This is a genomic window from Mycobacterium sp., from assembly GCF_965229265.1.
Classification (GTDB): domain Bacteria; phylum Actinomycetota; class Actinomycetes; order Mycobacteriales; family Mycobacteriaceae; genus Mycobacterium.
This window is the reverse complement of sequence record NZ_CBDDIY010000012.1, coordinates 648462-671934: the sequence shown is the minus strand read 5'-3', so window position 1 is coordinate 671934 and position 23473 is coordinate 648462. Positions and strand designations below refer to the sequence as shown.

Genomic DNA, 23473 nt, shown 5'->3' with positions numbered 1-23473 from the left:
GGCTAGTTGTCGAAAGGGCAATGTTGACCATCCTTTATCCCGACCTGCGCGACTCGGTCGGACCGGCGGCAAGCGTGTATGCACCGCAACATGATTCGCAGCTGCTGATCGAGGCGCTGCGGTTCACCGCAACTGTGAACGGGCGGCGGGTGCTGGATCTGTGCACCGGAAGCGGTGTGTTGGCAATCACCGCGGCCCAGCTCGGTGCCCGTGATGTCACTGCCTTCGATATCTCGCCCCATGCCATCCGCTGCACCAGGGGCAACGCCGCGCAGGCCGACGTTCGCGTCGACGCCCGGGTGGGGAGCTGGACGGCGGCCCTGGCGTCCGGGCCCTACGACGTGGTGGTGTCGAATCCGCCCTATGTACCGACACCGCCGGACGCTCATCTGGAGGACATTCCAGCCCATGTGGGGCCGGCGTCGGCCTGGAACGCCGGTGTCGACGGACGACTGATCCTCGACCCGCTGTGCGACTCGGCACCCGGGCTGCTCGTCGTGGGCGGCTCGCTGCTGATCGTGCAATCGGAGTTCTCCGGAACCGATCAGTCGCTGCGCCGGCTCCGCAGCGGTGGTCTGCGTGCTGAAGTTGTTCTGCGACAGCTCATTCCCTTCGGGCCCGTGCTCACCGCCCGCGCCAGGTGGATGGAGAGCATCGGCATGCTGCCCGTCGGCCGCCGGCAAGAGGAACTTGTCGTCATCCGCGCGGAAAAGCGGTGAGCGACGAGGCGGCTCGGCTGGTCCGGATCGTGCCCGGCGGGCCGGTGATGATCGAGGGCCCGGTCCGCATCGAACTATCCGATGGAGCCGTCGTCGAATCCGACCGGTTCATGGTCGCCATCTGCATGTGCCGGCGCAGCAAGACCTATCCGCTGTGCGACACCAGTCACCGGCGCCGCCGACGCGACGACGAGCCGTCAGCTCAACGGCCGTCGTAGCGAACTCTGCCCGCTTAGCCAGCACTCCATGAGGCGATCGGCCAGCCGGTCCTCGACCAGGGCATGCGCCCGGATCCCGAAGACCACGTCGGGGTCAAGGGCCGGCTCCCGGTTGACCAGGTCGCCAACCACGTCGGTGCGCACCACCTGTTCGTGGACGGCGTCGGCCTCGACGTGTTCGCGGTAGAACTGCGTGCACGCCTCCGGGGCACCCAGGCGCTCCAACGCGTCCACCAGCCGGCGCGACCCGGGCGAGGAGGTGATCTCGGTGGAGGCGAAGTGGCCGATCGCCGCGCCGCGGTACTCCCGGTGCAGACCGAAGAACGACATCAGGTTCACCACCGCCAGCGATTCGGCGGGCACGGCGTCGATGTAGCCCAGGTAGGTCGCGTCGAGGCCGGCCGCGACCATGAGGTCGGCGAACAACTGCTGGTGCACCCGATCGCCGCGTCCACCGCCGAACTCGTCGAACTCGACCGCGACGAAGGCGGCCTTGGCCTGACCGGTCAGTCGGGGGATGGCCCAGGCGTGCGGATCGCCCTCTTTGAGGTGGTAGAGCGAGCGGTGGACGAAATACTCCTGCATCTGCTCCCAGGTGCCCTTGCTGCGCAGGTAGTAGGACGGGCCGGTGCCGTCGACGGGCTCGACCGACAACCGCTCCATCTCGACAGCGGCGGTGTCCTCGGCGCTGACGTCACCGACGTCGCGGTGCACGGCGTCCAGGAACGACTCCTCGAGCTGGGCGCGAAGATGCAGCAGGCCCGGATTCCACTCCCAGCCGGGGTCCACCCCGGCGAACCCGCGGTAGTGCAGTTCGTAGCAGACGTAGAGCGCAAGCTGGACGTCGATGCCGTACGGGTCGGAATCACGCACCGACGCCTCGACCCGGTGCAGGTAGTTCCGCGGCGCGCGCTCGGTCAGCAGCGACAGGACCGCGAGGGACAGCGGACCCCGCGCCTGGGGCAGGCGGGGTTCGAGGACGATGGGGGCAAGCGTCACCTATGGTCTCTTCCCGCACCGGTGACCAGCTAAACCCCTTGTGTCACATCAGACTCACGCGCGCGTTCGGCCTGACCCGTCCGGCTGAGTCGCCCGAGTTGTACCGTGAGCCTGTCCCGACACGAAGGGCTGACCAATGGATGCAGACGTCATCGTCGTGGGGGCCGGCCTGGCCGGTCTCGTCGCCGCTCACGAGCTGACCAGTCGCGGTAAGAAGGTCGCGCTACTCGACCAGGAGAATGCCGCCAACCTCGGCGGGCAGGCCTTCTGGTCGTTCGGCGGGCTTTTCGTCGTCGACAGCCCCGAACAGCGTCGCCTCGGCGTCAAGGACTCCTTCGAACTGGCCTGGAGCGACTGGCGCGGCAGCGCCCAGTTCGACCGGCTCGACGACGAGGACTCCTGGGCGGTCAAATGGGCCCGCGCCTACGTTGAGTTCGCCGCGGGGGAGAAACGCTCCTGGCTGCTCGGTCACGGCATCACGTTCCTGCCGACGGTCGGCTGGGCCGAGCGCGGCGACCTGCGCGCCGACGGGCACGGCAACTCGGTGCCGCGCTTCCACGTCGCCTGGGGCACCGGCACCGGGGTGGTGGAGCCGTTCGTGAACTCGGCGCTGGCCGCCGCCGACCGCGGGCTGCTGACCTTCCTGCACCGGCACCGGGTCGACGAACTGGTCATCGCCGACGGGGCGGCGACCGGGGTGCGCGGTACCGTGCTGGCCCCCGACGACGCGTTGCGCGGTATGCCGTCGAACCGGCATGCGGTGGGGGAGTTCGAATTCCACGCCCAGGCCGTCGTCCTCACCACCGGAGGGATTGGCGGCAATCACGACATCGTCCGGCGGTACTGGCCGCCCCGGATGGGCAGCGCCCCGACGTCCATGATCACCGGCGTGCCCGCCTACGTCGACGGCCGGATGCTCGATATCGCCGCGGATTCCGGGGTGCGGCTGGTCAACCGGGACCGCATGTGGCATTACACCGAGGGGGTGCAGAACTGGGATCCGATCTGGCCCGAGCACGCCATCCGCATCCTGCCGGGGCCGTCGTCGATGTGGTTCGACGCCCTGGGCCGGCGGCTACCGCAGCCCTACCTGCCCGGCTACGACACGTTGGGGACGCTGCGATACCTGCGGACCACTCCGGAGATCGCCGGCTATGACCACAGCTGGTTCATCCTCACCCAGAAGATCATCGAGCGGGAGTTCGCGCTGTCGGGCTCGGAGCAGAACCCCGACATCACCGGCAAGGACCGGGCTTCGTTCCTCAAGGAGCGGCTGCTGAGCAAGGGGGCCCCGGCGCCGGTGGAGGCGTTCAAGCGGCACGGCGCCGACTTCGTGGTCGCCGACGGCCTCGACGAACTGGTGGCGAAGATGAACGCCCTGACCGATGAACCCCTGCTAGACGTCGAACACATCAGGGCCCAGATCGAGGCCCGCGATCTGCAGATGGCCAACCCGTACGCCAAAGACGCTCAGGTGCAAGGGATCCGTAACTCCCGTCGCTATATCGGAGATCGGATCGGCCGCACCGCCGCACCGCACCGGATCCTCGACCCCGCCGCCGGCCCGCTGATCGGGGTGAAGCTGCACATCCTGACCCGCAAGACGCTGGGCGGCATCCAGACCGACCTCTTCTCGCGGGCGCTGGGCCAGGACGGCACGCCCGTCGACGGCCTCTACGCCGCCGGCGAGGTTGCCGGCTTCGGTGGGGGAGGCGTGCACGGCTACAACGCGCTGGAGGGGACCTTCCTGGGCGGCTGCCTGTTCTCCGGGCGCGCGGCTGGCCGAGCCGCGGCCGCGGCATTGTGACGACGACCGGGCGTCGCGACGTCGGGCGCGGCCCGGTCCGCGGGCTGGTGGTGGTGACCTACCTGGCCATGGTCGCGACGAACTACCTCGCCAACGCTCTCCCGCTCAACGGCAGACGGACCGGGGACGTCTCGGACGCCTACCCGAGCCTGTTCACCCCCGCCGGATACGCCTTCTCCATCTGGCTGGTGATCTACCTGCTCCTCGGCCTGCACGTGGTCTACCAGCTGGGGTGGATCCGCGACCGGCAGGTCGGCGACCACGACAGTGCACTGCTGAACCGGGTTGGGCTGCTGTTCTCGATCTCCTCGCTGGCCAACACCGCATGGGTGTTCGCCTGGCACTACGACGCCATCGCGCTGTCGGCGGTGCTGATCGTGGTGATTCTGGTCTGCCTGATCCTGATCGCCGGCACGCTGCGCGGCCGACCGCTGTCCGTCCGCGGAAAGTGGTTGATCGCCTTACCCTTCAGCGTCTACTTCGGCTGGACGACGGTGGCCACGGTCGCCAACATCACCGTGCTACTGGTCAGCCTGGGGTGGGACGGCTTCGGTGGGGCCGCCCCGGTGTGGGCGGCGGGCGTCATCGTCGGCGCTGCGGTCCTCGGGGCCGCCACGATGATGCGCAATCGCGACGTCGCCTACGGCCTGGTTCTGCTGTGGGCCTATATCGCCATCCTCGTCCGGCAGACCTCCGGCGCGGGCCTGGCCGGGCGCTATCCCGGAGTCATGGTGGCGGTGATCGGTTCGCTGGTGATTTTCCTGGCCGCCGAATTGCTCGTCATGCGGCGGTTGAAGAAGGCGGCTCCGTTAGCGTAGATAACGGTATCTGCCGCTCTGTGGCCTGAACAGATAGTATGGCCGAATCAGGAAGGGGGCTGGATGAGCCTTCGGAATACTACGGTCCGTGCGCTGGCGTCAACGTCGCTGTGCCTCGGGGCGCTGTTTGCCACAGGAGGCACGGCACTAGCCGCGCCCGACAACACTGCCGATTCCGCGTCGGGTACGGAACTGCAGACGTTCCTCGACAGCTTGACCCGCAGCTATAACGACACCATCGGCCGTTCGGTGGACGAGACCCGTGACACGGTCACCCAGCAGGCGCAGGCCAATATCGCGACCGCGGTCGCGGTACCGGTCGCCAACGGTGCGATCGGCGGCGCGACCGCCGTGGCCGGCAGTGCGGCCTCGGCTCTGGTCTTCTCGGCGTTCCAGAACGGTTTCAATCCGTTCGGGGGCGTGTCGGCCGCCGCTCCGGCAGCGGCCGGGCTGCCCGCCTTCGCCGCACCGGCCGGGTTGCCGGCGTTGCCGCCCCCGCCCGCTATCGGCCCACCCTCGTTGCCGCCGCCACCCGCGTTGCCGCCGCCACCCGCGTTGCCGCCGCCACCCCCGGTGCCGTTCCTGCCGGGTTCGCCGCCGCTGCCACCGCCACCGCCGCTACCGCCACCACCGGCGCTGCCGCCACCACCGTCGCTGTTCTGATCAGCCCCGGTTGGTGACCGGCTCAACGATCCGGACACACGACTGCCCCCGCCGCTGCGCATGCAATGGCGGGGGCAGCTCGCTGTTAAGAGACTTAGTGGGCCTCGGTGGCGGCTACCGGACTTGGCCAGGCCACGGCTGACTATGTGGCCGATGGTCAACAGCACGACGGTGCAGGCTTGTAGGGAGCGCGCATTCGGTCGAACGGTCCTACGGTCGAGCTTCCGCGAGGAGCCGAGTCGGTCAAGTCGAACCCTTCCTCAATTGTGGGTCCGATGCTCTTGGCCGACAATGGCTTTGAGGTCCGGCGATTCGCACTCGCCAGAGGAAGGCTCCGACGCGTAGCGGTTGGCGTAGGCGTGAGCTTCTGCGGTGCTTCGAGAATCGATGAACATGGCATGGGTTCACGGCGGATCAGCTGGGGTGCGAAGACCTCGTTGAGGAGTTAGAGGTTGTGGTGAGCAAGCCATCCGATGATGCGGTCAGCGACACTGCGCCAGTCTGATTCGACCATCATGTTGTGGCCCATCTTGGGAAACAGCACTGCCTCGGTGCCATACGCTCGGGCGGTCGACCTCACTTCGTCGGTTGAGATCATGCCGTCCTCGTCCCCTCCCAGGACCAACAGGGGTGTCGTGATGCGGTCCACCCTTGGCAGTCTGAACACCTGATCGATGAACACCGCGCGCATGCTCTCCGGTTCGATTCGCTCGGCACCAATCCGCACGATGTCATCCGGTGTGTACGGGCTGTAGAAGAACTCGCGGCACCCTTGCGGCGTCTTGAATATTTCATGAGATCGGCCAACCATGTTGGCGCGCATGGCCATCCAGGGATGTCGTCGCCAGACTCGCATCGATGACCGAAGAATGCCCGACGGCGGTGTCGACGCCATCAACACCGCGGCGGGGGCATCGTGGCACTCCAAGTACTTCTGCACCACGAAGCCGCCTACGGAGTGCCCGATCAGTATGGGTGCCCGATCGAGGCCATCGGCCACGCTATGCACATCGTCGACGTAGTCGGCTATCGAACACTTGGCCAGAGGCTTCGGGGAGCCGCTTGTCCCGTGCCCTCGCCAGCTCGGGGCGATCGCCCGAAATCCGTTCTCCGCGAAGTAGTCCAGGAAATGGGCGTCCCAGCACCAAGCAGCATGCAAGCCACCGTGAACAAAAAGCACGGGGACCCGGTGGGCATCCGTGCTGCGCCCCTTGTGAATGGCTTCCAACATCGGCCGCCCCACCCATCGCCCGCAGTCGAGGTAAGCATAATCCGCTACATCACGCGAAGTGACGTGCGTCACCAACCTTGCCTGCCGAGATTCGGACGCTAAAGACCATCTTTCGTGACGCCGCTGAGAATCACTGTCACTGTCAGCGGATCGGCCCGGGAAGCTGCCGGATACGCGAGCGGCCCTGACCGGTTGAACCGGATCAGAGCCGCTGCCTGCAATTCCACGAGTCGGGGTGGCGGGATTCGAACCCACGACCTCTTCGTCCCGAACGAAGCGCGCTACCAAGCTGCGCCACACCCCGCGTGAAGCCACGACAGCGTATCGCACGTGACCCTCGCGAAGCCAAACGGATTGTCAGCGGGGTGCCGAAGTCGCGCAGTGGCCGGGGATGGATCCGCCTTGTCGGTGACGTTATGCAAGCTAGCGGCGAGACAGACAAGCCGGGTTGGGAAAGGTGGGGCGGATGATGACCGCTTTGGGGGCCGTGGTGTACGGGGGATTCTTCCTGCTTGCGGCGCTGTGGCTGGTGGTGACGGGGGACTACGACGCGCTCGACGAGCCCGATCAGACCCAGGCGCCGGAACGCTCGAACCCGGCCAGCGCGCCGACATACTCGCTCGGGTCGAGGTTGTGAGCCGATAACCACTCGGCGTTGAAGTAGGTGTCGGTGTAGCGGTCCCCGCTATCGGCGATCAGGGTGACCACCGATCCGCCGACACCGGTAGAAACCATTTCGGCGAGCAGACTGAACGCGCCCCAGACGTTGGTACCCGTAGACGGCCCGACCCGGCGTCCCAGCACCCGCGACACGTGGTGGGCCGCCGCGACCGAGGCGCTGTCGGGCACACACTCCATCCGGTCGACGAGCTCGGGCAGGAACGACGGCTCCACCCGCGGGCGGCCGATCCCCTCGATGCGCGACGGCAGCCCGGTGACATCGCGCCGGCCGTCGGCGTAGCAGCGGAAGAACGCCGAGTTCTCCGGATCGACCACGCACAGCTTGGTCTGGTGGCGCCGATAGCGGATGAAGCGCCCGATGGTGGCGCTGGTGCCCCCGGTGCCGGCCCCCACCACGATCCACGCCGGGATCGGGTGGGTCTCGTCGCTCAGCTGCTCGAAGATCGACTCGGCGATGTTGTTGTTGCCGCGCCAGTCGGTGGCCCGCTCGGCATTGGTGAACTGGTCCAGGTAGTGTCCGCCGGTCTCGTCGGCAATGCGCTGCGCCTCGGCGTAGACCTCGCCGGGCCGGTCCACGAGGTGGCAGCGACCGCCCTGGGCCTCGATCAGGCGGATCTTGCTGACGCTGGTCGAGGCGGGGATCACGGCAACGAACGGCAGGCCAAGCAGTGCCGCGAAGTACGCCTCTGACACCGCCGTCGACCCGGAGGAAGCCTCGACGACGGTGGTGTGTTCACCGATCCAGCCGTTGCACAGCCCGTAGAGGAACAGCGAGCGGGCCAGCCGGTGCTTGAGGCTGCCGGTGATGTGCGTCGATTCGTCTTTGAGGTACAGCGCTACGTCCACGTTCTCCGACCACGACGACGGCAGCGGGTAACGCAACAGATGGGTGTCGGCGCTGCGGCGCGCATCGGCCATGATCAGACCGAGCGCACCGTCCACCCAATCCCGGGATTGGCTGTGAACGGCGACGGTCACCGCACCGACGCGGTCGGGGAGGACCGGACCACACCGCGCGTCTGGTCATGGCCGCCTGTCGGTGCGGCCACCAGGGTCAGAAGGGTGGCCTCGGGGCGGCAGCAGAACCGGAACGGGGAGAACGGCGAGGTACCGATGCCGGCCGACACGTGCAGCGCCGTCTCGGAGCCCCAGCTTGAGGCGCCCTTGGCCCGCGAGCGGTCCAGGTCGCAGTTGGTGACGATGGCGCCGTAGAACGGCAGGCACAGCTGCCCGCCGTGAGTATGGCCGGCCATCACCAGCTGGTAGCCGTCGGCGGCGAAGCGGTCCAGCACCCGGGTGTAGGGGGCGTGAGTGACGCCCAGGGTGAGGTTGGCCGTCGGATTGGCCGGCCCGGCGATGGTGTCGTAGCGGTCGCGGCCCAGATGGGCGTCGTCGACGCCGGCGGCAGCGATCGTCAGCCCGGCGACCTCGAAGTCGCGCTTGGTGTGGGTCAAGTCCAGCCAGCCGCGCTCGGTGAACGCCGCTCGCAGGTCCTGCCAGGGCAGCGGGCTGCCATGGAGGCGATGGTCGCGGTCGGTCAGGTACTTGGCCGGGTTCTTCATCCTCGGGGCGAAGTAGTCGTTGCTGCCGAAGACGAAGACGCCGGGTACCGACAGCAGATCACCGACCGCCTGGACCACCGCGGGCACCGCTTTGGGGTGCGACAGGTTGTCGCCGGTGTTGACCACCAGATCGGGTTCCCAGCGCGCGAGCTCACGCAGCCAGGCCTGCTTGTGGCGCTGCGCCGGGCGCATGTGGATGTCACTGAGGTGCAGCACCCGCAGCGGAGTGGAGCCCGGCGACAATACGGGCATTGTCACTTCGCGCACCACGAAGGCGTTGCGCTCGATCAAGGTGGCGTAGCCGACGGCGAGCGCGGCCGAACCCGCTGCCACGAGCGCCGAGGACTTCACTGCGGACTGCACAGCCATACCGGAAAGAGTACTGCCACGTCGTGGCGGATAGCCCGCCGAGACGGCTGTGAATGTGACGACGTTACTTGGGCGTCACGGCGGCGGCGGGGCCAGCAGCGGGACGGTGATGGGCGGCAACCCGGGGATCTCGACGACGGTCTGGCCGAACGGCGGGGCGCCGTCGACTCCCGGGATCGGCGGCGGAAGACCAGCCGGCGGTGGCGGCGGTGGTGGCGGAATGCCGTTGCTGATCTGGATCGTGACGATCGAGCCGGGGATGGTCTGCCCGCTGGGCGAGGTGCCCACCACGGTGCCGTACGGCGACGCGCTGTTGATCGGAGTGGCCTGGTCGGCGACCTGGAAGCCGGCGTCTTTGAGCCGGTCGCGCGCGGTGTCCTGAGTCAGTCCCGCGACGCTGGGCACTCGCGACCCCGGGCCGCCGTCGACGTAGCGCGGATCGGTCGGCGGAAGGGCGACGTCGCCGAAGCTCTCGGCCAGCGGCTTCATCGCGGTGAACCAGGTCTTGGCTGGTTCGTTGCCACCGTAGAGGTTACCGTCGCCGCACTGCCGCAGCGGCCAGGAGCACAGGTCCGACGGGGTGGGCGAATCGTCGTAGATGTAGGCGGCTGCCGCATAGCGGTTGGTGTAGCCGAGGAAGCCGGAGGACCGGTGGGCCTCGGTGGTGCCGGTCTTGCCCGACATCGGCAGGCTCCAGCCCACCGAGCCGGCCGAGCCGGCCGCGGTGCCGTTGGTGTCGTCCTTACTCAAAGCGTTGGACAGCGTGTTGGCCAGCCCCTCGGGCACCACCTGGTCACAGGTTTCGGTGGTGACCGACACCTCGTTGCCATTGCGGTCGTAGAGCTTGTCGATTGGGTTGGGCGGGCACCACACGCCGCCGGAGGCCAGCGTCGCCGCGACGTTGGAGAGTTCGAGGGCATTGACCTCGATCGGGCCCAGGGTGAAGGACCCCAGGTTCTGGCGCTTGATGAAGTCGGCCAGGCTCTCGTTGGTGCCCGGGTCGTACGGGCGGGCGGTGCCGGGCTCGGCGTAGGAGCGCAGTCCCAGCTTGACTGCCATGTCGACGGTCCGCTGCACACCGACCTGAGAGATCAGCTTGGCGAAGGCGGTGTTGGGCGAGGTGGCCAGCGCGTCGGTCACACTCATCGAGCCGCGGTAGTTACCGGCGTTCTGCACGCACCAGGTCTCTTTCGGGCAGCCCTTGGCCCCGCCGCTGCCCAGGCCCTTGGCCTCGAATCGCACCGGGGCATCCAGATTGGCGCTGATGCCCATGCCCATGTCCAGGGCGGCGGCCGTGGTGAAGATCTTGAAGATCGACCCCGCGCCGTCACCCACAAGCGAAAACGGTTGCGGCTGCATGGTTTCGCCGAGCGCGGAGTCGAGGCCGTAGGTGCGGTTGCTCACCATCGACACCACCGGGTGCGCGGTCTTGCCGGGCAGCACCACGCTCATCACACTGGCGATGCCCTGGATGTCGGGTGCGGCGATGGAGTCGACGGCCTGCTTGACGGAGTTCTGCACGTCGGGATCCAGCGTGGTCTTGATCAGGTAGCCGCCCTTGGACAGCTGCTCCTTGCTGATGCCGGCACGGGCCAGGTACTCCTGCACGTAATCGCAGAAGAAGGCCCGGTCCCCCGCGGCGATGCAGCCCCGTGGCAGCTCGTTGGGCTGCGGCAGAATGCCCAACGGCTGCTCCTTGGCCGCGCGCAGTTCGTCGGCCTTGCCGGGCAGATTGTCGATCATGGTGTCGAGCACCAGGTTGCGCCGGGCCAGGGCGCCGTCGGGGTTGGTGTAGGGGTTCAGTGCGCTGGTCGACTGCACCAGCCCGGCCAGCAGCGCGGCCTGCTGCCAGTTCAGATCGGTGGCGTCGACCCCGAAATAAGTCTGTGCGGCGTCCTGGATACCGAAGGCGCCGTTGCCGAAGCTGACCAGGTTGAGGTAGCGCGTCAGGATCTCTGGCTTGGTGAACGTCTTGTCCAGGGTCAGCGCCATGCGGATCTCCCGCAGCTTGCGGGCCGGGGTGGTCTCGATCGCGGCGCGCTTCTCGGCATCGGTCTGGGCGATCACCAACAGCTGATAGTTCTTGACGTACTGCTGCTCGATGGTGGACCCGCCGCGGGTGTCCAGGTCCCCGGAGGCGTAGCCGGCCAGGCCGGTCAGCGTGCCCTTCCAGTCGACGCCGTTGTGTTCGGCAAACCGCTTGTCCTCGATCGAAACGATTGCCAGTTTCATCGTGTCGGCGATCTTGTCGCTCGGAACCTCGAAGCGGCGCTGCGAATACAGCCACGCGATGGTGTTGCCCTTGGCGTCGACCATCGTGGTCACGGCGGGCACTTCGCCCTCGACCAGTTGTGCCGAGCCGTTGGCCACCACATCGGATGCGCGGTTGGAAATCAGGCCGATGCCGCCGACCACCGGAAACAACAGTGCCGCCAGCAAGACACTGGCCAATAGGCAGCACCAGGCCAGCTTGATGATCGTGGCGCCGGCCGGCGGGCGTTCCGACATGGGTAACAGAGTAACGAGGGGTCCTGGGGTCTTGCGGAGCGTCCCGGAGCGGGCGAAGATGGCGATGGCAATTTACGGGGGAGTCAGAAATGCCAGTTCATGATCGGTCTGGACGATCGTCCCAAAAAACCTGAGATCTAACTGTTGCGCAAACGATACCTGACCACCTAACTTAAACAGACAGTGCGATTCAGGTAACACTGAAACTCGCAATGTGGCGTAGATCGCAGACGGGAACTACGCCGGAACAGTGTGCAGCCGCGGTTGCGGCCGGACGAAGGGGATCGCCGGTGTCAGGTATTCGGCCCGCTGCCCGCAAGACAAGCGCAGCGCCTCTGCACGGTTTGTGCCAAAACGCCGACGGGGAGGCCCGGATCGCGTGGGTATCGAAGGCTCTGTGCCGGTCAACCGACCCTGACGAGTTGTTCGTCCGGGGCGCGGCGCAGCGCAAGGCAGCTGTCATCTGTCGGCACTGCCCGGTCATGGCCGAGTGTGGAGCCGATGCGCTGGACAACCGGGTCGAATTCGGAGTGTGGGGTGGTATGACCGAGCGTCAGCGCCGCGCATTGCTCAAGCAGCACCCCGAGGTGGTGTCGTGGGCCGAATTCTTCGCCGCGCAGCGCAAGCACCGCATCGTTAGCTAACTTTCGAGCCGGCCCGCCGCGCACCTAATAGGCGCGGTTACGCCGTCTCGCCGGTGATCTGATCAGCGATCGCCTGCAGCGCGTCGAGGTCGGACACGTCGAACGGCAGCGAGGGAACGCCCACCACCGCCACGTGTGGGTTGGCACCGGTGAACCGCGACAGCAGCCGTATTTCGCGCTTTGCGGTCTGGGCCCGATCGGCGTGGATCCGCAGCACCGCTGCCGCCAACTGATCGCCGTTGTTGTCCGGATTTCCCGCTGCCAACTCCTCGGCACCGTCCACGGCGCGTTCGACGCTCAGCGAGCACAACGTGGGATGGGTGCGGTTGAGGATCAGGCCCGCCAGCGGCATGCCCTCCTCGGAGAGTCGGTCGACAAAGAACGACGCCTCCCGCAGCGCATCGGGTTCGGCGGCCGAGACCACCACGAATTGGGTGCCGCGTCGCTTGAGAAGTTCGTAGGTGCGGTCGGCCTTCTCCCGGAAGCCGCCGAACGTAGAGTCCAGTGACTGCACGAAGGCCGAGGCGTCGGACAGCATCTGCGAACCCAGGATCGTCGACATGGCCTTCATCGCCAAGCCAACGACACCGGTCACCAGCCGCCCGATTCCCCGGCTGGGCGCCAGCAGCAGACGCCACAGCCGGCCGTCCATGAAACTGCCCAGCCGTTGGGGGGCATCCAGGAAGTCCAGCGCGTTGCGCGAGGGCGGGGTGTCCACCACCACCAGATCCCAGCGGTCCTCACCGAGCAGTTGGCCGAGTTTCTCCATGGCCATGTATTCCTGCGTGCCGGCCAGCGACGTGGCGACCGTTTGGTAGAACTGGTTGTCCAGAATCGCTTGGGCGCGTTCGGTTCCCGAGTACTCGATGACCATCTCATCGAACGTGCGGCGCATGTCCAGCATCATCGCGTGCAGCTCGCCGGAGACTTCAGGGGCCAGCTGCACGCGCTGGGGCGAGTTGCCAAGTTCCTTGATGCCCAACGCCTGTGCCAGTCGTTTGGCGGGGTCGATGGTCAGCACCACCACGCTGCGGCCGTACTCGGCCGCCCGCAGCGCCATTGCGGCCGCAGTCGTGGTCTTGCCGACGCCACCGGCGCCACAGCACACCACGACCCGGTTGGACTTATCGGCCAGGATCGACTTCATGTCGAGCATGGGAGGTGCGGCGCTCATTATCTAACCCCTTGCTGTGCAAGTGCTTCCGCTAGTTCGTACAAGCTCCCCAGGTCTACCCCGTCGGCGATCGTGGGCAGCTCCAACCGCGGCACGTGCAGATCGTCGAGCTGTTCGGCGCTCTCGGCGCGCGCCTTGATCCGGCTGGCGTGCTCGATGGTTTCGGTGAGCAGCCCGGCGAATTCGTGATCCTCCAGGCTGATACCCACCCGGTCGAGGCCGGCGCGTACGGCGTCGGCGTCGATGTCGCCCTCGGCGGCCTTGGCCAGGTCGGCGGCGGGCAGGAACGGCGGGATGTTGCGGTTGACGATCACACTGCCGATGGGGAGGCCAAGTTCTTCCAGCTCCTCGATGGCCTCGATGGTCTCTTGGATCGGCAGCGCCTCCAACAGGGTGACCAGGTGGATCGCGGTCTGCTCGGAATGCAGCAGCTTGACCACCCCGTCGGCCTGCGAGTGCACCGGGCCGCCCTTGGCCAGGTCGGACACCGCCTTGGTGACGTCGAGGAACCGCGCGATCCGCCCGGTAGGGGGAGAGTCGACGACGATCGCGTCGTAGGCCGGCCGCTTGTTGCGGTCCAACCGCACCACTGACTCCTTGATCTTGCCGGTGAGCAGCACGTCGCGCAGGCCCGGTGCGATCGTCGTAGCGAACTCGATGGCGCCGATCCGGCGCATCGCGCGGCCGGCCAGGCCGAGGTTGTAGAACATGTCCAGGTATTCCAGGAACGCCGCCTCGATGTCAATGGCCAGCGCGTTGACGTGCCCGCCGCCGTCGGCGGTCGCGATCTTCGATTCCTCGTAGGGCAGCGGTGGGACGTCGAATAGCTGCGCAATTCCTTGGCGCCCTTCGACTTCCACGAGCAGTACCTTGCGCCCCCCGGCCGCCAGGGTCAGCGCGAGCGCGGCAGCAACGGTGGTCTTGCCGGTGCCCCCCTTGCCGGTCACGAAATGCAGCCGGGCCTTCGTGAGGCGGGAGGGCCAGCCGACGGGGCTACCGTCGCTCGGTGTGGACGCCATCAGTGCATGCTAGCCAAGCGCCCGCGGGCTCCCAGCCGATTGGTGGTCAGCGTTAAGCTTCGGCCATGAGCCAACCGACGACGTGGGAATACGCCACCGTGCCATTGCTGACCCATGCCACCAAGCAAATCCTCGACCAGTGGGGTGCCGACGGCTGGGAGCTGGTCGCGGTGCTTCCCGGTCCGACCGGTGAGCAACACGTCGCCTATCTGAAGCGACCGAAGTGAGCACTTCAGCGCGTTTGGCCGAGCTGGGCGTCACCCTTCCGACGGTCGTCAAGCCGCTGGCGGCCTATGTACCCGCGGTGCGCACCGGCGACCTCGTCTACACCGCCGGCCAGCTGCCGTTGCGGGACGGCAGCCTGATTCACACCGGCAAGGTCGGGGCAGCGGTGAGCGCAGAAGAGGCGAAGGCCGCCGCCGAGTTGTGCGCGCTCAACGCGCTGGCCGCGATCGACGCCCTGGTCGGCATCGACAACGTGACCCGGGTGGTCAAGGTGGTTGGCTTCGTGGCCTCAGCGCCGGGATTCACCGGCCAGCCCGGTGTCATCAACGGAGCTTCGGAGTTCCTCGGCGAGGTGTTCGGCGAGGCCGGTGCCCACGCCCGCTCAGCCGTCGGCGTCTCGGAGCTGCCGCTCGACGCTCCCGTCGAGGTTGAACTCATCGTCGAAGTGAAGTGACCGAACACCCGGCCTACGGCGTACTGCGGCCCGTCACCGAGACGGCCTCGGTGCTGTTGTGCAACAACCCCGGCGTCATGACGCTGGACGGCACCAACACCTGGGTACTGCGCGGGCCGGGCAGCGACGAGGTAGTCATCGTCGACCCCGGGCCCGACGATGACGAGCACATCGGCCGGCTGGCCGAACTGGGCACCATCGCGCTGATCCTGATCAGCCACAAGCACGGCGACCACACCGACGGCATCGACAAGATCGTCGACGCGTCCGGGGCGGTCGTGCGGTCGGTGGGCAGCGGTTTCCTGCGCGGGCTGGGCGGCCCGTTGACCGACGGTGAGGTGATCGACGCCGCGGGGCTGCGCATCACGGTGATGGCCACCCCCGGGCACACCGCCGACTCGCTGTCGTTCCTGGTCGACGATGCCGTGCTGACTGCCGACACGGTGCTGGGCCGCGGCACCACCGTCATCGACGACGAGGACGGCAGCCTGACCGACTACCTCGAATCCCTTCGGCGACTGCGCGGACTGGGCCGGCGCCGGGTGCTGCCAGGCCACGGCCCTGAGCTCGCCGACCTGGAGGCCGTCAGTGAGATGTACCTGGCGCACCGGGAGCAAAGGCTCGAGCAGGTTCGGCAGGCCCTGCGGGCACTCGGCGAAGACGCGACGGCCCGCCAGGTCGTCGAGCATGTCTACACCGACGTCGATGAAAAGCTGTGGGACGCGGCGGAGAAGTCCGTGCGCGCCCAGCTGGACTACCTGCGAACGTGATTTCGGCGCGTTTACCGTCGCTCAGCGACGTGTTCTGTTCGGGGACATCGCTGACAGTTGGATGTCTCGGGACATTGCTGACACCTGAGTAGGGCTGGGACCAGCATGGTTCATGGCCCAGAAGGTGACAGCGATGGATATTCGCATGGCTGCAGCATTGGCCGGGCAGATCGAGAACGTGGCACAGTTTTGCCGCGACAGCGGTATCAGTAGGGAGACGTTCTACAAGTACCGCCGACGATTCGGTCAGGACGGCATCGAGGGGCTGCAGGAGCTCTCGCGGCGCCCGCGGACCTCGCCGAGGCAGACCCCGGTCGAGATCGAGGATCTGATCGTGTTGCGGCGCAAGCAGTTGATCGAGCAGGGACGTGATCACGGAGCCCAGTCGATCGTGTGGGCGTTGCAGCGCGAGGGTATCGCGGTGCCCTCGGTATCGACGGTGTGGCACATCCTGACCCGGCGCGGGGCGATCACCCCGCAGCCGCAGAAGCGGCCGAAGTCAGCGACGAAACGGTTCTGCTTTGATCGGCCCAACGAGTGCTGGCAGTCCGATTGGACCGGATGGGCGCTGGCCGACGGCACCCCGGTGGGTATCGCGGGCAGCCTCGATGACCACTCCCGCTACCTGGTGGGGTTGCGTGCCTGTACCGGTGACGCCGACGCCGCGCTCGTCTGGGAGGTGATGCTGGCGGGTATCGACGAATGCGGGATTCCGTCGATGTCGTTGTCGGACAACGGACTGGTCTATACCGGACGGTTCCACGCGTATGAATCGGCGTTCGAGACCAACCTGTGGGCCCTGGGCGTGCGGACCATCAATTCGGCGCCGTTTCACCCCCAGACCTGCGGCAAGATCGAGCGGTTGTGGCAGACGTTGAAAAAGTGGCTCACCGCCCACGAACCCGCCGCCACTATCGACGAGCTCAACGCTCACCTCGAGCAATTCCGCACCTTCTACAACCATCAACGGCCGCATCGCGCTCACCGAGGGGCCACCCCCGCCGAGGTGTTTGACGCCACCGCCAAAGCCCGGCCCGCTGACCGTCCCGTGCCCGCACCAATCGTGATCAGCCATCACAGCGTTGGCGAAACCTCGGGATACATCTTCGTCGCACCCTACAAAGTCAACGTAGGCCTGCGGTGGGCCGGCCACGACTGCGACGTCATCCGCGACGGTGAGCACATCACCATCCTCAGCGGCACCACCCTGGTCCGGTCCTTCACCGCCGACCCCACCCGCAGCTACCAACCCGGCGACAAAACCACCCGGACCTATCGCACCCGCGAACCCAAACCGGCACCATGAGTGTCAGCGATGTCCCGAGACACAAGTGTCAGCGATGTCCCGAGACACCACACGTCGCTCAGCGACGGTAAACGCGCCGAAATCGCCAGTTAGCGGGCGCGACGAGCCAGCCGCTCGGAGTCGCTGATCAGCACGCTCTTGCCTTCGAGGCGGATCCACCCGCGATGGGCGAAGTCGGCCAGCGCCTTGTTCACCGTCTCGCGGGAAGCGCCCACCAGCTGGGCGATCTCTTCCTGCGTCAGGTCGTGGGTGACGCGCAGGGCGCCGCCCTCCTGGGTGCCGAACCGCTGCGCCAGCTGCAACAGCTGCTTGGCCACGCGACCCGGGACGTCGGTGAAGATGAGGTCGGCGAGGTTGTTGTTGGTGCGCCGCAGCCGGCGAGCCAGCACCCGCAGCAGCTGCTCGGCGATCTCGGGGCGGTCGGCGATCCACGCGCGCAGCGCGTCGCGGTCCATCGACACCGCACGCACCTCGGTGATGGTGGTGGCGCTGGAGGTCCGGGGGCCGGGATCGAAGATCGACAGCTCACCGAACATGTCGGACGGACCCATGATGGTCAGCAGGTTTTCCCGTCCATCCGGGGAACGGCGGCCGATCTTCACCTTGCCCGAGATGATGATGTACAGCCGATCACCGGGCTCGCCTTCGGCGAATACCGTATGTCCTCGCGGGAAATCAACCGGCTGCAGCTGCTTCGTCAGCGCGGAAACAGCGCTGGGTTCAACCCCTTGGAAGATTCCGGCCCTCGCCAGGATCTCGTCCACGTCGCCCCTCTTTAAGCTCTTCGATGATGTGAAATGCGCAGGCCAACTCTATTTGTTCGACGAGTTCAGTCTAGAGGCAGGCCGTCTGACAACGAGCCAACGCTACACACGATTCGCGTACTGAGTCCGGTGAAACTGCGGATTAGGCGTCGCGTGGGCGTAAGACCGTGTCGGCAAACCGGGTTCGTCATCGCCGAGACGGAACTGCGTGTCGACCCGTCGATGCTCGGTTTGGCGTGGCCGCGGCGGCGCCTTTTGACCGGCAGCCTTGGCGGCCCGCTCCAGATACTCGGTGACGTTGTCGGCGGCGGTGCGCTCGGTCTGCAGGGCGTCTTCGAGACGCTGTAACCCGAACGTCGACAGCATCAACAGCCCGGGGACACACACCGCGAGCAACCAGGTCACGGGGGAAAGTAAACACGGGCAATGTCTCAGCGGGATCACGAATTGTCACCGGTCCGTCCGCGTCTTGACAGCCCGGAGTCAGTACCCTTGCATCGTGACCACCGACAGCCCGTCGACGAGGCGCAAGGCCACCGGCGGCGCTGCCAAGAAGCCCGGTCCGACCGTTGCGGCCGCCAAGAAATGGGACGGCGAGACCCACCTGGGTCTGGTGCGCCGTGCCCGGCGGATGAACCGCACCCTGGCCGTGGCCTTCCCGCACGTCTATTGCGAGCTTGACTTCACCAACCCGCTCGAGCTGACCGTCGCCACCATCCTGTCGGCGCAGTCCACCGACAAGCGGGTCAACCTGACCACCCCGGCGCTGTTCGCCAAGTACCGCACCGCCCAGGACTACGCCCAGGCCGACCGCGTCGAGCTCGAGGAACTGATCAGGCCCACCGGGTTCTACCGCAACAAGGCCAACTCGCTGATCCGGCTCGGTCAGGAACTCGTCGAGCGGTTCGACGCCGAGGTGCCGCGCACGATGGCCGAACTCGTCACCCTGCCGGGCGTGGGCCGCAAGACCGCCAACGTCATCCTCGGCAATGCCTTCGACATCCCGGGCATCACCGTCGACACCCATTTCGGCCGGCTGGTGCGCCGCTGGCGCTGGACCGCCGAAGAAGATCCGGTCAAGGTCGAGCACGCCATCGGTGAGTTGATCGAGCGCAGCGAGTGGACGTTATTGAGTCATCGCGTCATTTTTCATGGCCGGCGCGTCTGTCATGCCCGCAAGCCGGCGTGCGGGGTGTGCGTCCTGGCCAAGGACTGCCCGTCATTCGGGCTGGGCCCCACCGACCCGCTCGTCGCCGCCCCGCTGGTCAAGGGACCCGAAACCGAGCACCTGCTGGCCCTGGCCGGGCTCTGAGGTCCGGCCGCCGATTCATCGATGACGACTTCGACCCGCTGGACCCTGCTGGTGCTCGCAGTGGTGGCGACCCTGGTGGTCGCACTGTTCGTCGAACTCGACGACACCGCCTCGGGTCCCGCCGCCGGCCCGGCCACCCAGGCGGCCCGCACCCATCGCGACGCCGACACGCCCGAGGCGCTGGCCGGGCCGCGACAGCGGGCCGACCTGCCGCCCTGCCCGGCCGCCGCCGACAACCCCGGGCCGAAGGAGCTGCGAGGGATCGTCGTCGAATGCGCCGCCGACGGCGCACAGGTGGATGTGGCGCGTGCCCTGGCCGGGCGCCCGGTGGTGCTCAACCTGTGGGCCTACTGGTGCGGGCCGTGTGCCGAGGAGTTGCCCGCGATGGCCGAATACCAGCGCCGGACCGGGGCCGCGACGTCGGTGGTGACGGTACATCAGGACGAGAACGAGGCGGCCGCCTTGCTGCGGCTGGCCGAGTTGGGGGTGCGGCTGCCCACCCTGCAGGATGGTCAGCGCAAGATCGCCGCGGCGCTGGGCGTCCCCAATGTGATGCCCGCAACCGTGGTGCTGCGCGCAGACGGTAGCGTGGCCAAGATCCTGCCGCAGGCGTTCACCAGTGCCGACGAGATTGCCGCCGCGGTGAAGAATGCACTGCAGTGACGACGAATGAGAGAGACGCGCCGGTGACGCAGGGTACCTCCCGCTCGCGGGGCCCGGTTGCGCTTGACCCGCAGTACCGGCCGCCCTGGCTGGCGCCGCTGGTGGACAACGTCGACCAGGTGCCGCACGCCTATCGCCGCCGGGTGCCTCCGGAGCTGCTGACCGCGGTCACCGGCGCCGCCCCGCGCGCCGGGCGGGACGCCGCCGTCTTGGTCCTGTTCTCTGGACCGCACTCCGATACATCGCGGTTGCCCGACGACGCCGACCTGTTGCTGACCGTGCGTGCCGGCACCCTGCGCCACCACGCCGGCCAGGCCGCCTTCCCCGGCGGTGCCGCCGATCCCGAGGATGCCGGTCCGGTCGCCACGGCGTTGCGAGAAGCTCAGGAGGAGACCGGAATTGACCCTGGCCGCCTGCACCCGCTGGCAACGTTGGAGCGAATGTTCATCCCGCCCTCCGGTTTTCACGTCGTACCGGTACTGGCATACTCGCCGGATCCGGGGCCGGTGACCGTGGTCGACCAGGCCGAGACCGCGATCGTGGCTCGGGTGCCAGTACGCGCCTTCGTCAATCCCGAGAACCGCCTGATGGTGTACCGCACCGGTGCGGGTCACCGCTACGCCGGGCCGGCCTTTCTGCTCAATCAGATGCTGGTGTGGGGATTCACCGGTCACGTAGTGTCGGCGATGCTTGACGTGGCCGGCTGGTCGCAGCCGTGGAACACCGAAGACGTCCGGGAGTTGGACGAGGCCATGGCGCTCGTCAGAAGCAGTGAGGAGCCGCTGTGACGAGTTCGCAATGGCTGGACATCGCCGTGCTGGCCGTGGCGTTCGTCGCGGCCATCTCCGGATGGCGGTCCGGTGCGCTGGGCTCGCTGATGTCCTTCGTCGGCGTCGTTCTCGGCGCCATCGCCGGGGTGATGCTGGCGCCGCACATCGTCAGCCACATCAGCTCACCGCGGACCAAGCTGTTCGCCGCGCTGTTCTTGATCCTCGCGCTGGTGGTGGTCGGCGAGGTTGCGGGTGTGGTGCTCGGCCGTGCGGTACGCGGCGCGATTCGCAATCGCGGTGTGCGCACTGCGGATTCGATTATCGGTGTGGCGTTGCAACTGGTCGTGGTGATGGTCGCCGCGTGGCTGCTGGCCAGCCCGCTGACCTCCTCGGACCAACCCAACCTGGCCGCGGCCACGCGCGGATCGAAAGTGCTTGCCGAGGTGGACAAGTACGCGCCGGAGTGGCTCAAGGCCGTGCCCAAGCGGATGTCGGCACTGCTGCGCACCTCAGGGCTGCCCGACGTTCTGCAGCCCTTCGGGCGCACCCCGATCCAGGCGGTCGACGCCCCCGACGCGTCGCTTGCCGACAGCCTCGCCGTCGCCAACGCCCGGCCCAGCGTGGTGAAGATTCGCGGCGTGGCGCCAGGATGCCAGAAGGTGTTGGAGGGCACCGGTTTCGTGATCGCTCCCAACCGGGTGATGTCCAATGCCCACGTGGTGGCCGGCTCCGACAGCGTCACCGTCGAAGCCGAGGGGCAGACCTACGATGCGACCGTCGTCTCCTACGACCCCAACGCCGACATCTCGATCCTGGACGTGCCGAATCTGCCACAGCGTCCGCTGGTCTTCGCCGAGCAGCCGGCCAAGTCCGGCACCGACGCGGTGGTGCTCGGTTACCCCGGTGGCGGCGAGTTCGCGGCCACCCCGGCTCGCGTGCGGGAGACCATCGAGCTCAACGGGCCCGACATCTACCGCACGACGACGGTCAACCGCGAGGTCTACACGATCAGAGGGACTGTGCGCCAGGGCAATTCAGGCGGACCAATGATCAACCGGTCCGGCCAGGTGCTCGGCGTGGTGTTCGGTGCGGCCGTCGATGACAACGACACCGGATTCGTGCTGACTGCTAACGAGGTGTCCCGTCAGCTGGCCAAGATCGGCAACACCGAGAAGGTGCCCACCGGCGTCTGTGTCACCTGAGCGGGCCGTAGACCTGGTCGAGGAATCGACGCAGGTGCTCGTTGACTTCCTCGGGGGCCTCTTCGTGGGCGAAGTGCCCGACGTCGGCGACCGACACGAACCGCCCGCGCGGCGCGTAATGCTGGGTGCGGGCCACCGGATCGGCGAGCACGTAGGGGTCGGCATCGCCGCGCAGATGCAGCAGCGGGACGTCGAGTTGGCGGTTCATCGATTTCATGAATCGCCAACCCTCGCTGCGCAGCTGGCTGCGCACCGCCCAACGCTGGTACTCCAGCGCCGAATGTGCCGCCGAGGGGATCTGGATGGCCCGGCGCATGTGCGCGATCGTCTCCGAGAAGTCCTCAGAGGCAAGCCATTTTCCTGACGCCCGGCTACGAACGAGGCGTTCGAGCAGCTCGGCGTTGTGCCGGGTGAGCGCATGCTCGGGCCAGATCGGCAGCTGATAGCGCAGCAAGGCCGGCAGCAGTGCCCGGCCCTGGTCGCGGCGCGCCAGGACCGAGGCCCGCAGCGCGGCCGGGTGTGGCGAGCTGACCAGGGCGATCGCCCGCACCGTCCGGGCGTGCAGCACCGACGTCGCCCAGCAGACCAGCCCGCCGTCGGCGTGACCGACCAGGGTTGCCGAACTGTGGCCGAGGGCCCGCACCAACCCCGCGGTGTCACCGGCCAGCGTCCAGCCGTCGTAGCCGCGGGGTGGCTTATCGCTGCCGCCGTAGCCGCGCAGGTCGACTGCGACCACCCGGGCCCCGGACAGGCCGCGCAGCTGGTGGCGCCACGACCACCAGAACGACCCGAAGCCGTGCAACAGCATGACCAACGGGCGCGAGCCCGGTGTCGCGGAGTCGTCGTGCGGGTTGGCGCCGTTGTTCGCTTCGACGCAGTGGAACCGGATGCCGTTGGCGTGGACGTCGAGATGACGCCACGGCCCCGCGATGCGGGTGACTGACGGATCCGGCTGGCTCATCACCAGCCGGAGGGGTCAGTGGGCGGCGTGGGTGCGGCGACCGCCTTGCCGGGTGCCTTGTCGTGCCCGGGCGTCAGCGCGTCTCGGGTCTCCCTGACCGATTCGATGGTCTGCTGAGGCCCGCGGATGCGGCGCACCTTCAGATACCCCAGCAGGGCGAACACCGCGGTGGTGACCACCATCAGGGCGAAGACGATCAGGAAGGCCACCCACCGCCACAGCCAGGTGTCGAGCAGCTCGGCGAGGAAGAAGAACAGGAAGAAGGTGGAGTAGAAGAGCACCACCAGCGCGAGGATGAAGAAGACGCTGCCGGTCAGGCCCTTCTTCACGTCGCGGGTGATTTCCGCCTTGGCCAGCTCCACCTCGGCGCGGACCAGCGTGGACACCTGCGTGGTCGCGTCCTTGACCAGGTCGCCGATGGAGGGGTTGGCCGGCATCGCGTTCGGGTCCACCAGGGGGATCGAGGTGACGGTGGTGGGCACCCCGGTCTTGCGATCGCCATTGCTCACGGCTGTCCTCCAACTTTCTGTCGTCGCGGTTCATGTTGCCATGTCGGGCTCGCCGCCGGATACCCAGTGCTGTTACGCAAGTTACGGGTGTGATCAAGCTAGACTCCCTTGTCAGGGTGGACTGT

Annotated in this window: 25 protein-coding genes and 1 tRNA gene; 14 read left to right on the top strand and 12 right to left on the bottom strand. The window is 67.4% G+C overall.

Annotation, left to right across the window (positions count from 1 at the left end; genetic code table 11):
- The first annotated feature begins 23 nt into the window (after positions 1-23).
- Complete coding sequence (locus ADBZ9K_RS20975; RefSeq protein ID WP_526624290.1) at positions 24-719, top strand: HemK2/MTQ2 family protein methyltransferase; 696 nt, start codon at positions 24-26, stop codon at positions 717-719.
- Positions 716-937 carry a CDGSH iron-sulfur domain-containing protein gene (locus ADBZ9K_RS20970; protein WP_526623830.1) on the top strand — a complete coding sequence of 74 codons (222 nt, stop codon included), beginning with the start codon at positions 716-718 and terminating at the stop codon, positions 935-937. Before ADBZ9K_RS20975 ends, ADBZ9K_RS20970 begins: the two co-directional genes overlap by 4 nt.
- Here ADBZ9K_RS20970 and ADBZ9K_RS20965 read toward each other — a convergent pair.
- Complete coding sequence (locus tag ADBZ9K_RS20965) at positions 917-1936, bottom strand: iron-containing redox enzyme family protein (protein WP_526623828.1); 1020 nt, start codon at positions 1934-1936, stop codon at positions 917-919. The two genes, ADBZ9K_RS20970 and ADBZ9K_RS20965, sit on opposite strands and share 21 nt — an antisense overlap.
- A gap of 136 nt (positions 1937-2072) precedes the next feature.
- Here ADBZ9K_RS20965 and ADBZ9K_RS20960 point away from each other — a divergent pair, with 136 nt between their 5' ends.
- From ADBZ9K_RS20960 to ADBZ9K_RS20950, 3 genes are all read left to right on the top strand, one after another.
- On the top strand, positions 2073-3743 hold the full coding sequence (locus ADBZ9K_RS20960; protein ID WP_526623826.1) for an FAD-binding dehydrogenase: 1671 nt from the start codon (positions 2073-2075) through the stop codon (positions 3741-3743).
- Positions 3740-4561, top strand: coding sequence for a TspO-related membrane protein (locus ADBZ9K_RS20955; protein ID WP_526623824.1), 822 nt, complete (start codon positions 3740-3742; stop codon positions 4559-4561). Before ADBZ9K_RS20960 ends, ADBZ9K_RS20955 begins: the two co-directional genes overlap by 4 nt.
- A 63-nt stretch (positions 4562-4624) precedes the next feature.
- Positions 4625-5224 carry a hypothetical protein gene (locus tag ADBZ9K_RS20950; protein ID WP_526623822.1) on the top strand — a complete coding sequence of 200 codons (600 nt, stop codon included), beginning with the start codon at positions 4625-4627 and terminating at the stop codon, positions 5222-5224.
- A 445-nt stretch (positions 5225-5669) separates the two neighbouring features.
- On the opposite strand, the gene ADBZ9K_RS20945 is transcribed toward ADBZ9K_RS20950, so the two are convergent.
- The 5 genes from ADBZ9K_RS20945 to ponA2 all read right to left on the bottom strand — a co-directional run bounded on the left by ADBZ9K_RS20945 (position 5670) and on the right by ponA2 (position 11575).
- On the bottom strand, positions 5670-6455 hold the full coding sequence (locus ADBZ9K_RS20945; protein WP_526623820.1) for an alpha/beta hydrolase: 786 nt from the start codon (positions 6453-6455) through the stop codon (positions 5670-5672).
- 230 nt (positions 6456-6685) lie between these two features.
- Positions 6686-6759: transfer RNA gene (locus tag ADBZ9K_RS20940), tRNA-Pro, on the bottom strand.
- A 263-nt stretch (positions 6760-7022) separates the two neighbouring features.
- A complete protein-coding gene (gene cds1, locus ADBZ9K_RS20935) occupies positions 7023-8054 on the bottom strand; it encodes an L-cysteine desulfhydrase Cds1 (protein WP_526624288.1) in 1032 nt (343 codons plus the stop codon).
- 56 nt (positions 8055-8110) lie between these two features.
- Positions 8111-9067 carry a metallophosphoesterase gene (locus tag ADBZ9K_RS20930; RefSeq protein ID WP_526623818.1) on the bottom strand — a complete coding sequence of 319 codons (957 nt, stop codon included), beginning with the start codon at positions 9065-9067 and terminating at the stop codon, positions 8111-8113.
- Positions 9068-9142: 75 nt separating this feature from the next.
- Positions 9143-11575 (bottom strand): transglycosylase/D,D-transpeptidase PonA2, encoded by a 2433-nt coding sequence (gene ponA2, locus ADBZ9K_RS20925; protein ID WP_526623816.1) that lies wholly within the window; start codon positions 11573-11575, stop codon positions 9143-9145.
- A gap of 290 nt (positions 11576-11865) precedes the next feature.
- On the opposite strand from ponA2, the gene ADBZ9K_RS20920 reads away from it, so the two are divergent.
- On the top strand, positions 11866-12219 hold the full coding sequence (locus tag ADBZ9K_RS20920; protein ID WP_526623814.1) for a WhiB family transcriptional regulator: 354 nt from the start codon (positions 11866-11868) through the stop codon (positions 12217-12219).
- Positions 12220-12256: 37 nt separating this feature from the next.
- On the opposite strand, the gene bagB is transcribed toward ADBZ9K_RS20920, so the two are convergent.
- Positions 12257-13393, bottom strand: coding sequence for an ATPase BagB (gene bagB, locus ADBZ9K_RS20915; RefSeq protein ID WP_526623812.1), 1137 nt, complete (start codon positions 13391-13393; stop codon positions 12257-12259).
- Positions 13393-14415, bottom strand: a complete 1023-nt coding sequence (bagA, locus tag ADBZ9K_RS20910) for an ATPase BagA (RefSeq protein ID WP_526624286.1) — start codon at positions 14413-14415, stop codon at positions 13393-13395. Before bagA ends, bagB begins: the two co-directional genes overlap by 1 nt.
- Positions 14416-14477: 62 nt before the next feature.
- Between bagA and sp36 the strand changes: the two genes are divergently transcribed.
- The 4 genes from sp36 to ADBZ9K_RS20890 all read left to right on the top strand — a co-directional run bounded on the left by sp36 (position 14478) and on the right by ADBZ9K_RS20890 (position 17167).
- A complete protein-coding gene (gene sp36 / locus ADBZ9K_RS20905) occupies positions 14478-14639 on the top strand; it encodes a Sp36 family protein (protein ID WP_005138621.1) in 162 nt (53 codons plus the stop codon).
- Positions 14636-15091 (top strand): RidA family protein, encoded by a 456-nt coding sequence (locus ADBZ9K_RS20900; protein WP_526623810.1) that lies wholly within the window; start codon positions 14636-14638, stop codon positions 15089-15091. Before sp36 ends, ADBZ9K_RS20900 begins: the two co-directional genes overlap by 4 nt.
- Positions 15088-15861, top strand: a complete 774-nt coding sequence (locus tag ADBZ9K_RS20895) for an MBL fold metallo-hydrolase (protein ID WP_526623808.1) — start codon at positions 15088-15090, stop codon at positions 15859-15861. Before ADBZ9K_RS20900 ends, ADBZ9K_RS20895 begins: the two co-directional genes overlap by 4 nt.
- Before the next feature lie 112 nt (positions 15862-15973).
- Entirely contained in the window at positions 15974-17167 is a 1194-nt protein-coding gene (locus ADBZ9K_RS20890) for an IS481 family transposase (RefSeq protein ID WP_526623806.1), read from the top strand.
- Between the two features lie 89 nt (positions 17168-17256).
- On the opposite strand, the gene crp is transcribed toward ADBZ9K_RS20890, so the two are convergent.
- Both crp and ADBZ9K_RS20880 read right to left on the bottom strand, forming a co-directional pair.
- Positions 17257-17931, bottom strand: a complete 675-nt coding sequence (gene crp, locus ADBZ9K_RS20885) for a cAMP-activated global transcriptional regulator CRP (protein WP_005138643.1) — start codon at positions 17929-17931, stop codon at positions 17257-17259.
- Positions 17932-18033: 102 nt separating this feature from the next.
- The gene (locus tag ADBZ9K_RS20880) at positions 18034-18336 is read right to left on the bottom strand and encodes a hypothetical protein (protein ID WP_526623804.1); all 303 of its coding nucleotides are present in this window, start codon (positions 18334-18336) and stop codon (positions 18034-18036) included.
- Between the two features lie 226 nt (positions 18337-18562).
- Between ADBZ9K_RS20880 and nth the strand changes: the two genes are divergently transcribed.
- The 4 genes from nth to marP are packed head-to-tail and all read left to right on the top strand — an operon-like array spanning position 18563 to position 21878.
- Positions 18563-19243: an endonuclease III gene (gene nth / locus ADBZ9K_RS20875; protein WP_526624284.1), complete on the top strand. Its 681-nt coding sequence runs from the start codon at positions 18563-18565 to the stop codon at positions 19241-19243.
- Positions 19244-19264: 21 nt separating this feature from the next.
- Positions 19265-19906 carry a TlpA family protein disulfide reductase gene (locus ADBZ9K_RS20870; protein ID WP_526623802.1) on the top strand — a complete coding sequence of 214 codons (642 nt, stop codon included), beginning with the start codon at positions 19265-19267 and terminating at the stop codon, positions 19904-19906.
- 23 nt (positions 19907-19929) lie between these two features.
- Positions 19930-20694, top strand: a complete 765-nt coding sequence (locus ADBZ9K_RS20865) for an NUDIX hydrolase (RefSeq protein ID WP_526623800.1) — start codon at positions 19930-19932, stop codon at positions 20692-20694.
- Entirely contained in the window at positions 20691-21878 is a 1188-nt protein-coding gene (marP, locus tag ADBZ9K_RS20860) for an acid resistance serine protease MarP (RefSeq protein ID WP_526623798.1), read from the top strand. Before ADBZ9K_RS20865 ends, marP begins: the two co-directional genes overlap by 4 nt.
- Here the strand turns inward: marP and ADBZ9K_RS20855 are convergent.
- Entirely contained in the window at positions 21871-22839 is a 969-nt protein-coding gene (locus tag ADBZ9K_RS20855; RefSeq protein ID WP_526623796.1) for an alpha/beta fold hydrolase, read from the bottom strand. The genes marP and ADBZ9K_RS20855 overlap by 8 nt on opposite strands.
- Positions 22839-23348, bottom strand: coding sequence for a phage holin family protein (locus ADBZ9K_RS20850; protein ID WP_526623794.1), 510 nt, complete (start codon positions 23346-23348; stop codon positions 22839-22841). Before ADBZ9K_RS20850 ends, ADBZ9K_RS20855 begins: the two co-directional genes overlap by 1 nt.
- Between the last annotated feature and the right edge of the window lie 125 nt (positions 23349-23473).

What these genes read in the sequence shown, in the direction of transcription:
- ADBZ9K_RS20945 (WP_526623820.1), bottom strand. Translation starts at nt 6,455, where the DNA reads ATGTTGGAAGCCATTCACAAGGGGCGCAGCACGGATGCCCACCGGGTC.
- ADBZ9K_RS20855 (WP_526623796.1), bottom strand. Translation starts at nt 22,839, where the DNA reads ATGAGCCAGCCGGATCCGTCAGTCACCCGCATCGCGGGGCCGTGGCGT.
- ADBZ9K_RS20870 (WP_526623802.1), top strand. Translation starts at nt 19,265, where the DNA reads ATGACGACTTCGACCCGCTGGACCCTGCTGGTGCTCGCAGTGGTGGCG.
- sp36 (WP_005138621.1), top strand. Translation starts at nt 14,478, where the DNA reads ATGAGCCAACCGACGACGTGGGAATACGCCACCGTGCCATTGCTGACC.
- ADBZ9K_RS20950 (WP_526623822.1), top strand. Translation starts at nt 4,625, where the DNA reads ATGAGCCTTCGGAATACTACGGTCCGTGCGCTGGCGTCAACGTCGCTG.
- nth (WP_526624284.1), top strand. Translation starts at nt 18,563, where the DNA reads ATGAACCGCACCCTGGCCGTGGCCTTCCCGCACGTCTATTGCGAGCTT.
- bagB (WP_526623812.1), bottom strand. Translation starts at nt 13,393, where the DNA reads ATGAGCGCCGCACCTCCCATGCTCGACATGAAGTCGATCCTGGCCGAT.
- cds1 (WP_526624288.1), bottom strand. Translation starts at nt 8,054, where the DNA reads ATGGCCGATGCGCGCCGCAGCGCCGACACCCATCTGTTGCGTTACCCG.
- ADBZ9K_RS20890 (WP_526623806.1), top strand. Translation starts at nt 15,974, where the DNA reads ATGGCCCAGAAGGTGACAGCGATGGATATTCGCATGGCTGCAGCATTG.
- ADBZ9K_RS20960 (WP_526623826.1), top strand. Translation starts at nt 2,073, where the DNA reads ATGGATGCAGACGTCATCGTCGTGGGGGCCGGCCTGGCCGGTCTCGTC.
- ADBZ9K_RS20930 (WP_526623818.1), bottom strand. Translation starts at nt 9,067, where the DNA reads ATGGCTGTGCAGTCCGCAGTGAAGTCCTCGGCGCTCGTGGCAGCGGGT.
- ponA2 (WP_526623816.1), bottom strand. Translation starts at nt 11,575, where the DNA reads ATGTCGGAACGCCCGCCGGCCGGCGCCACGATCATCAAGCTGGCCTGG.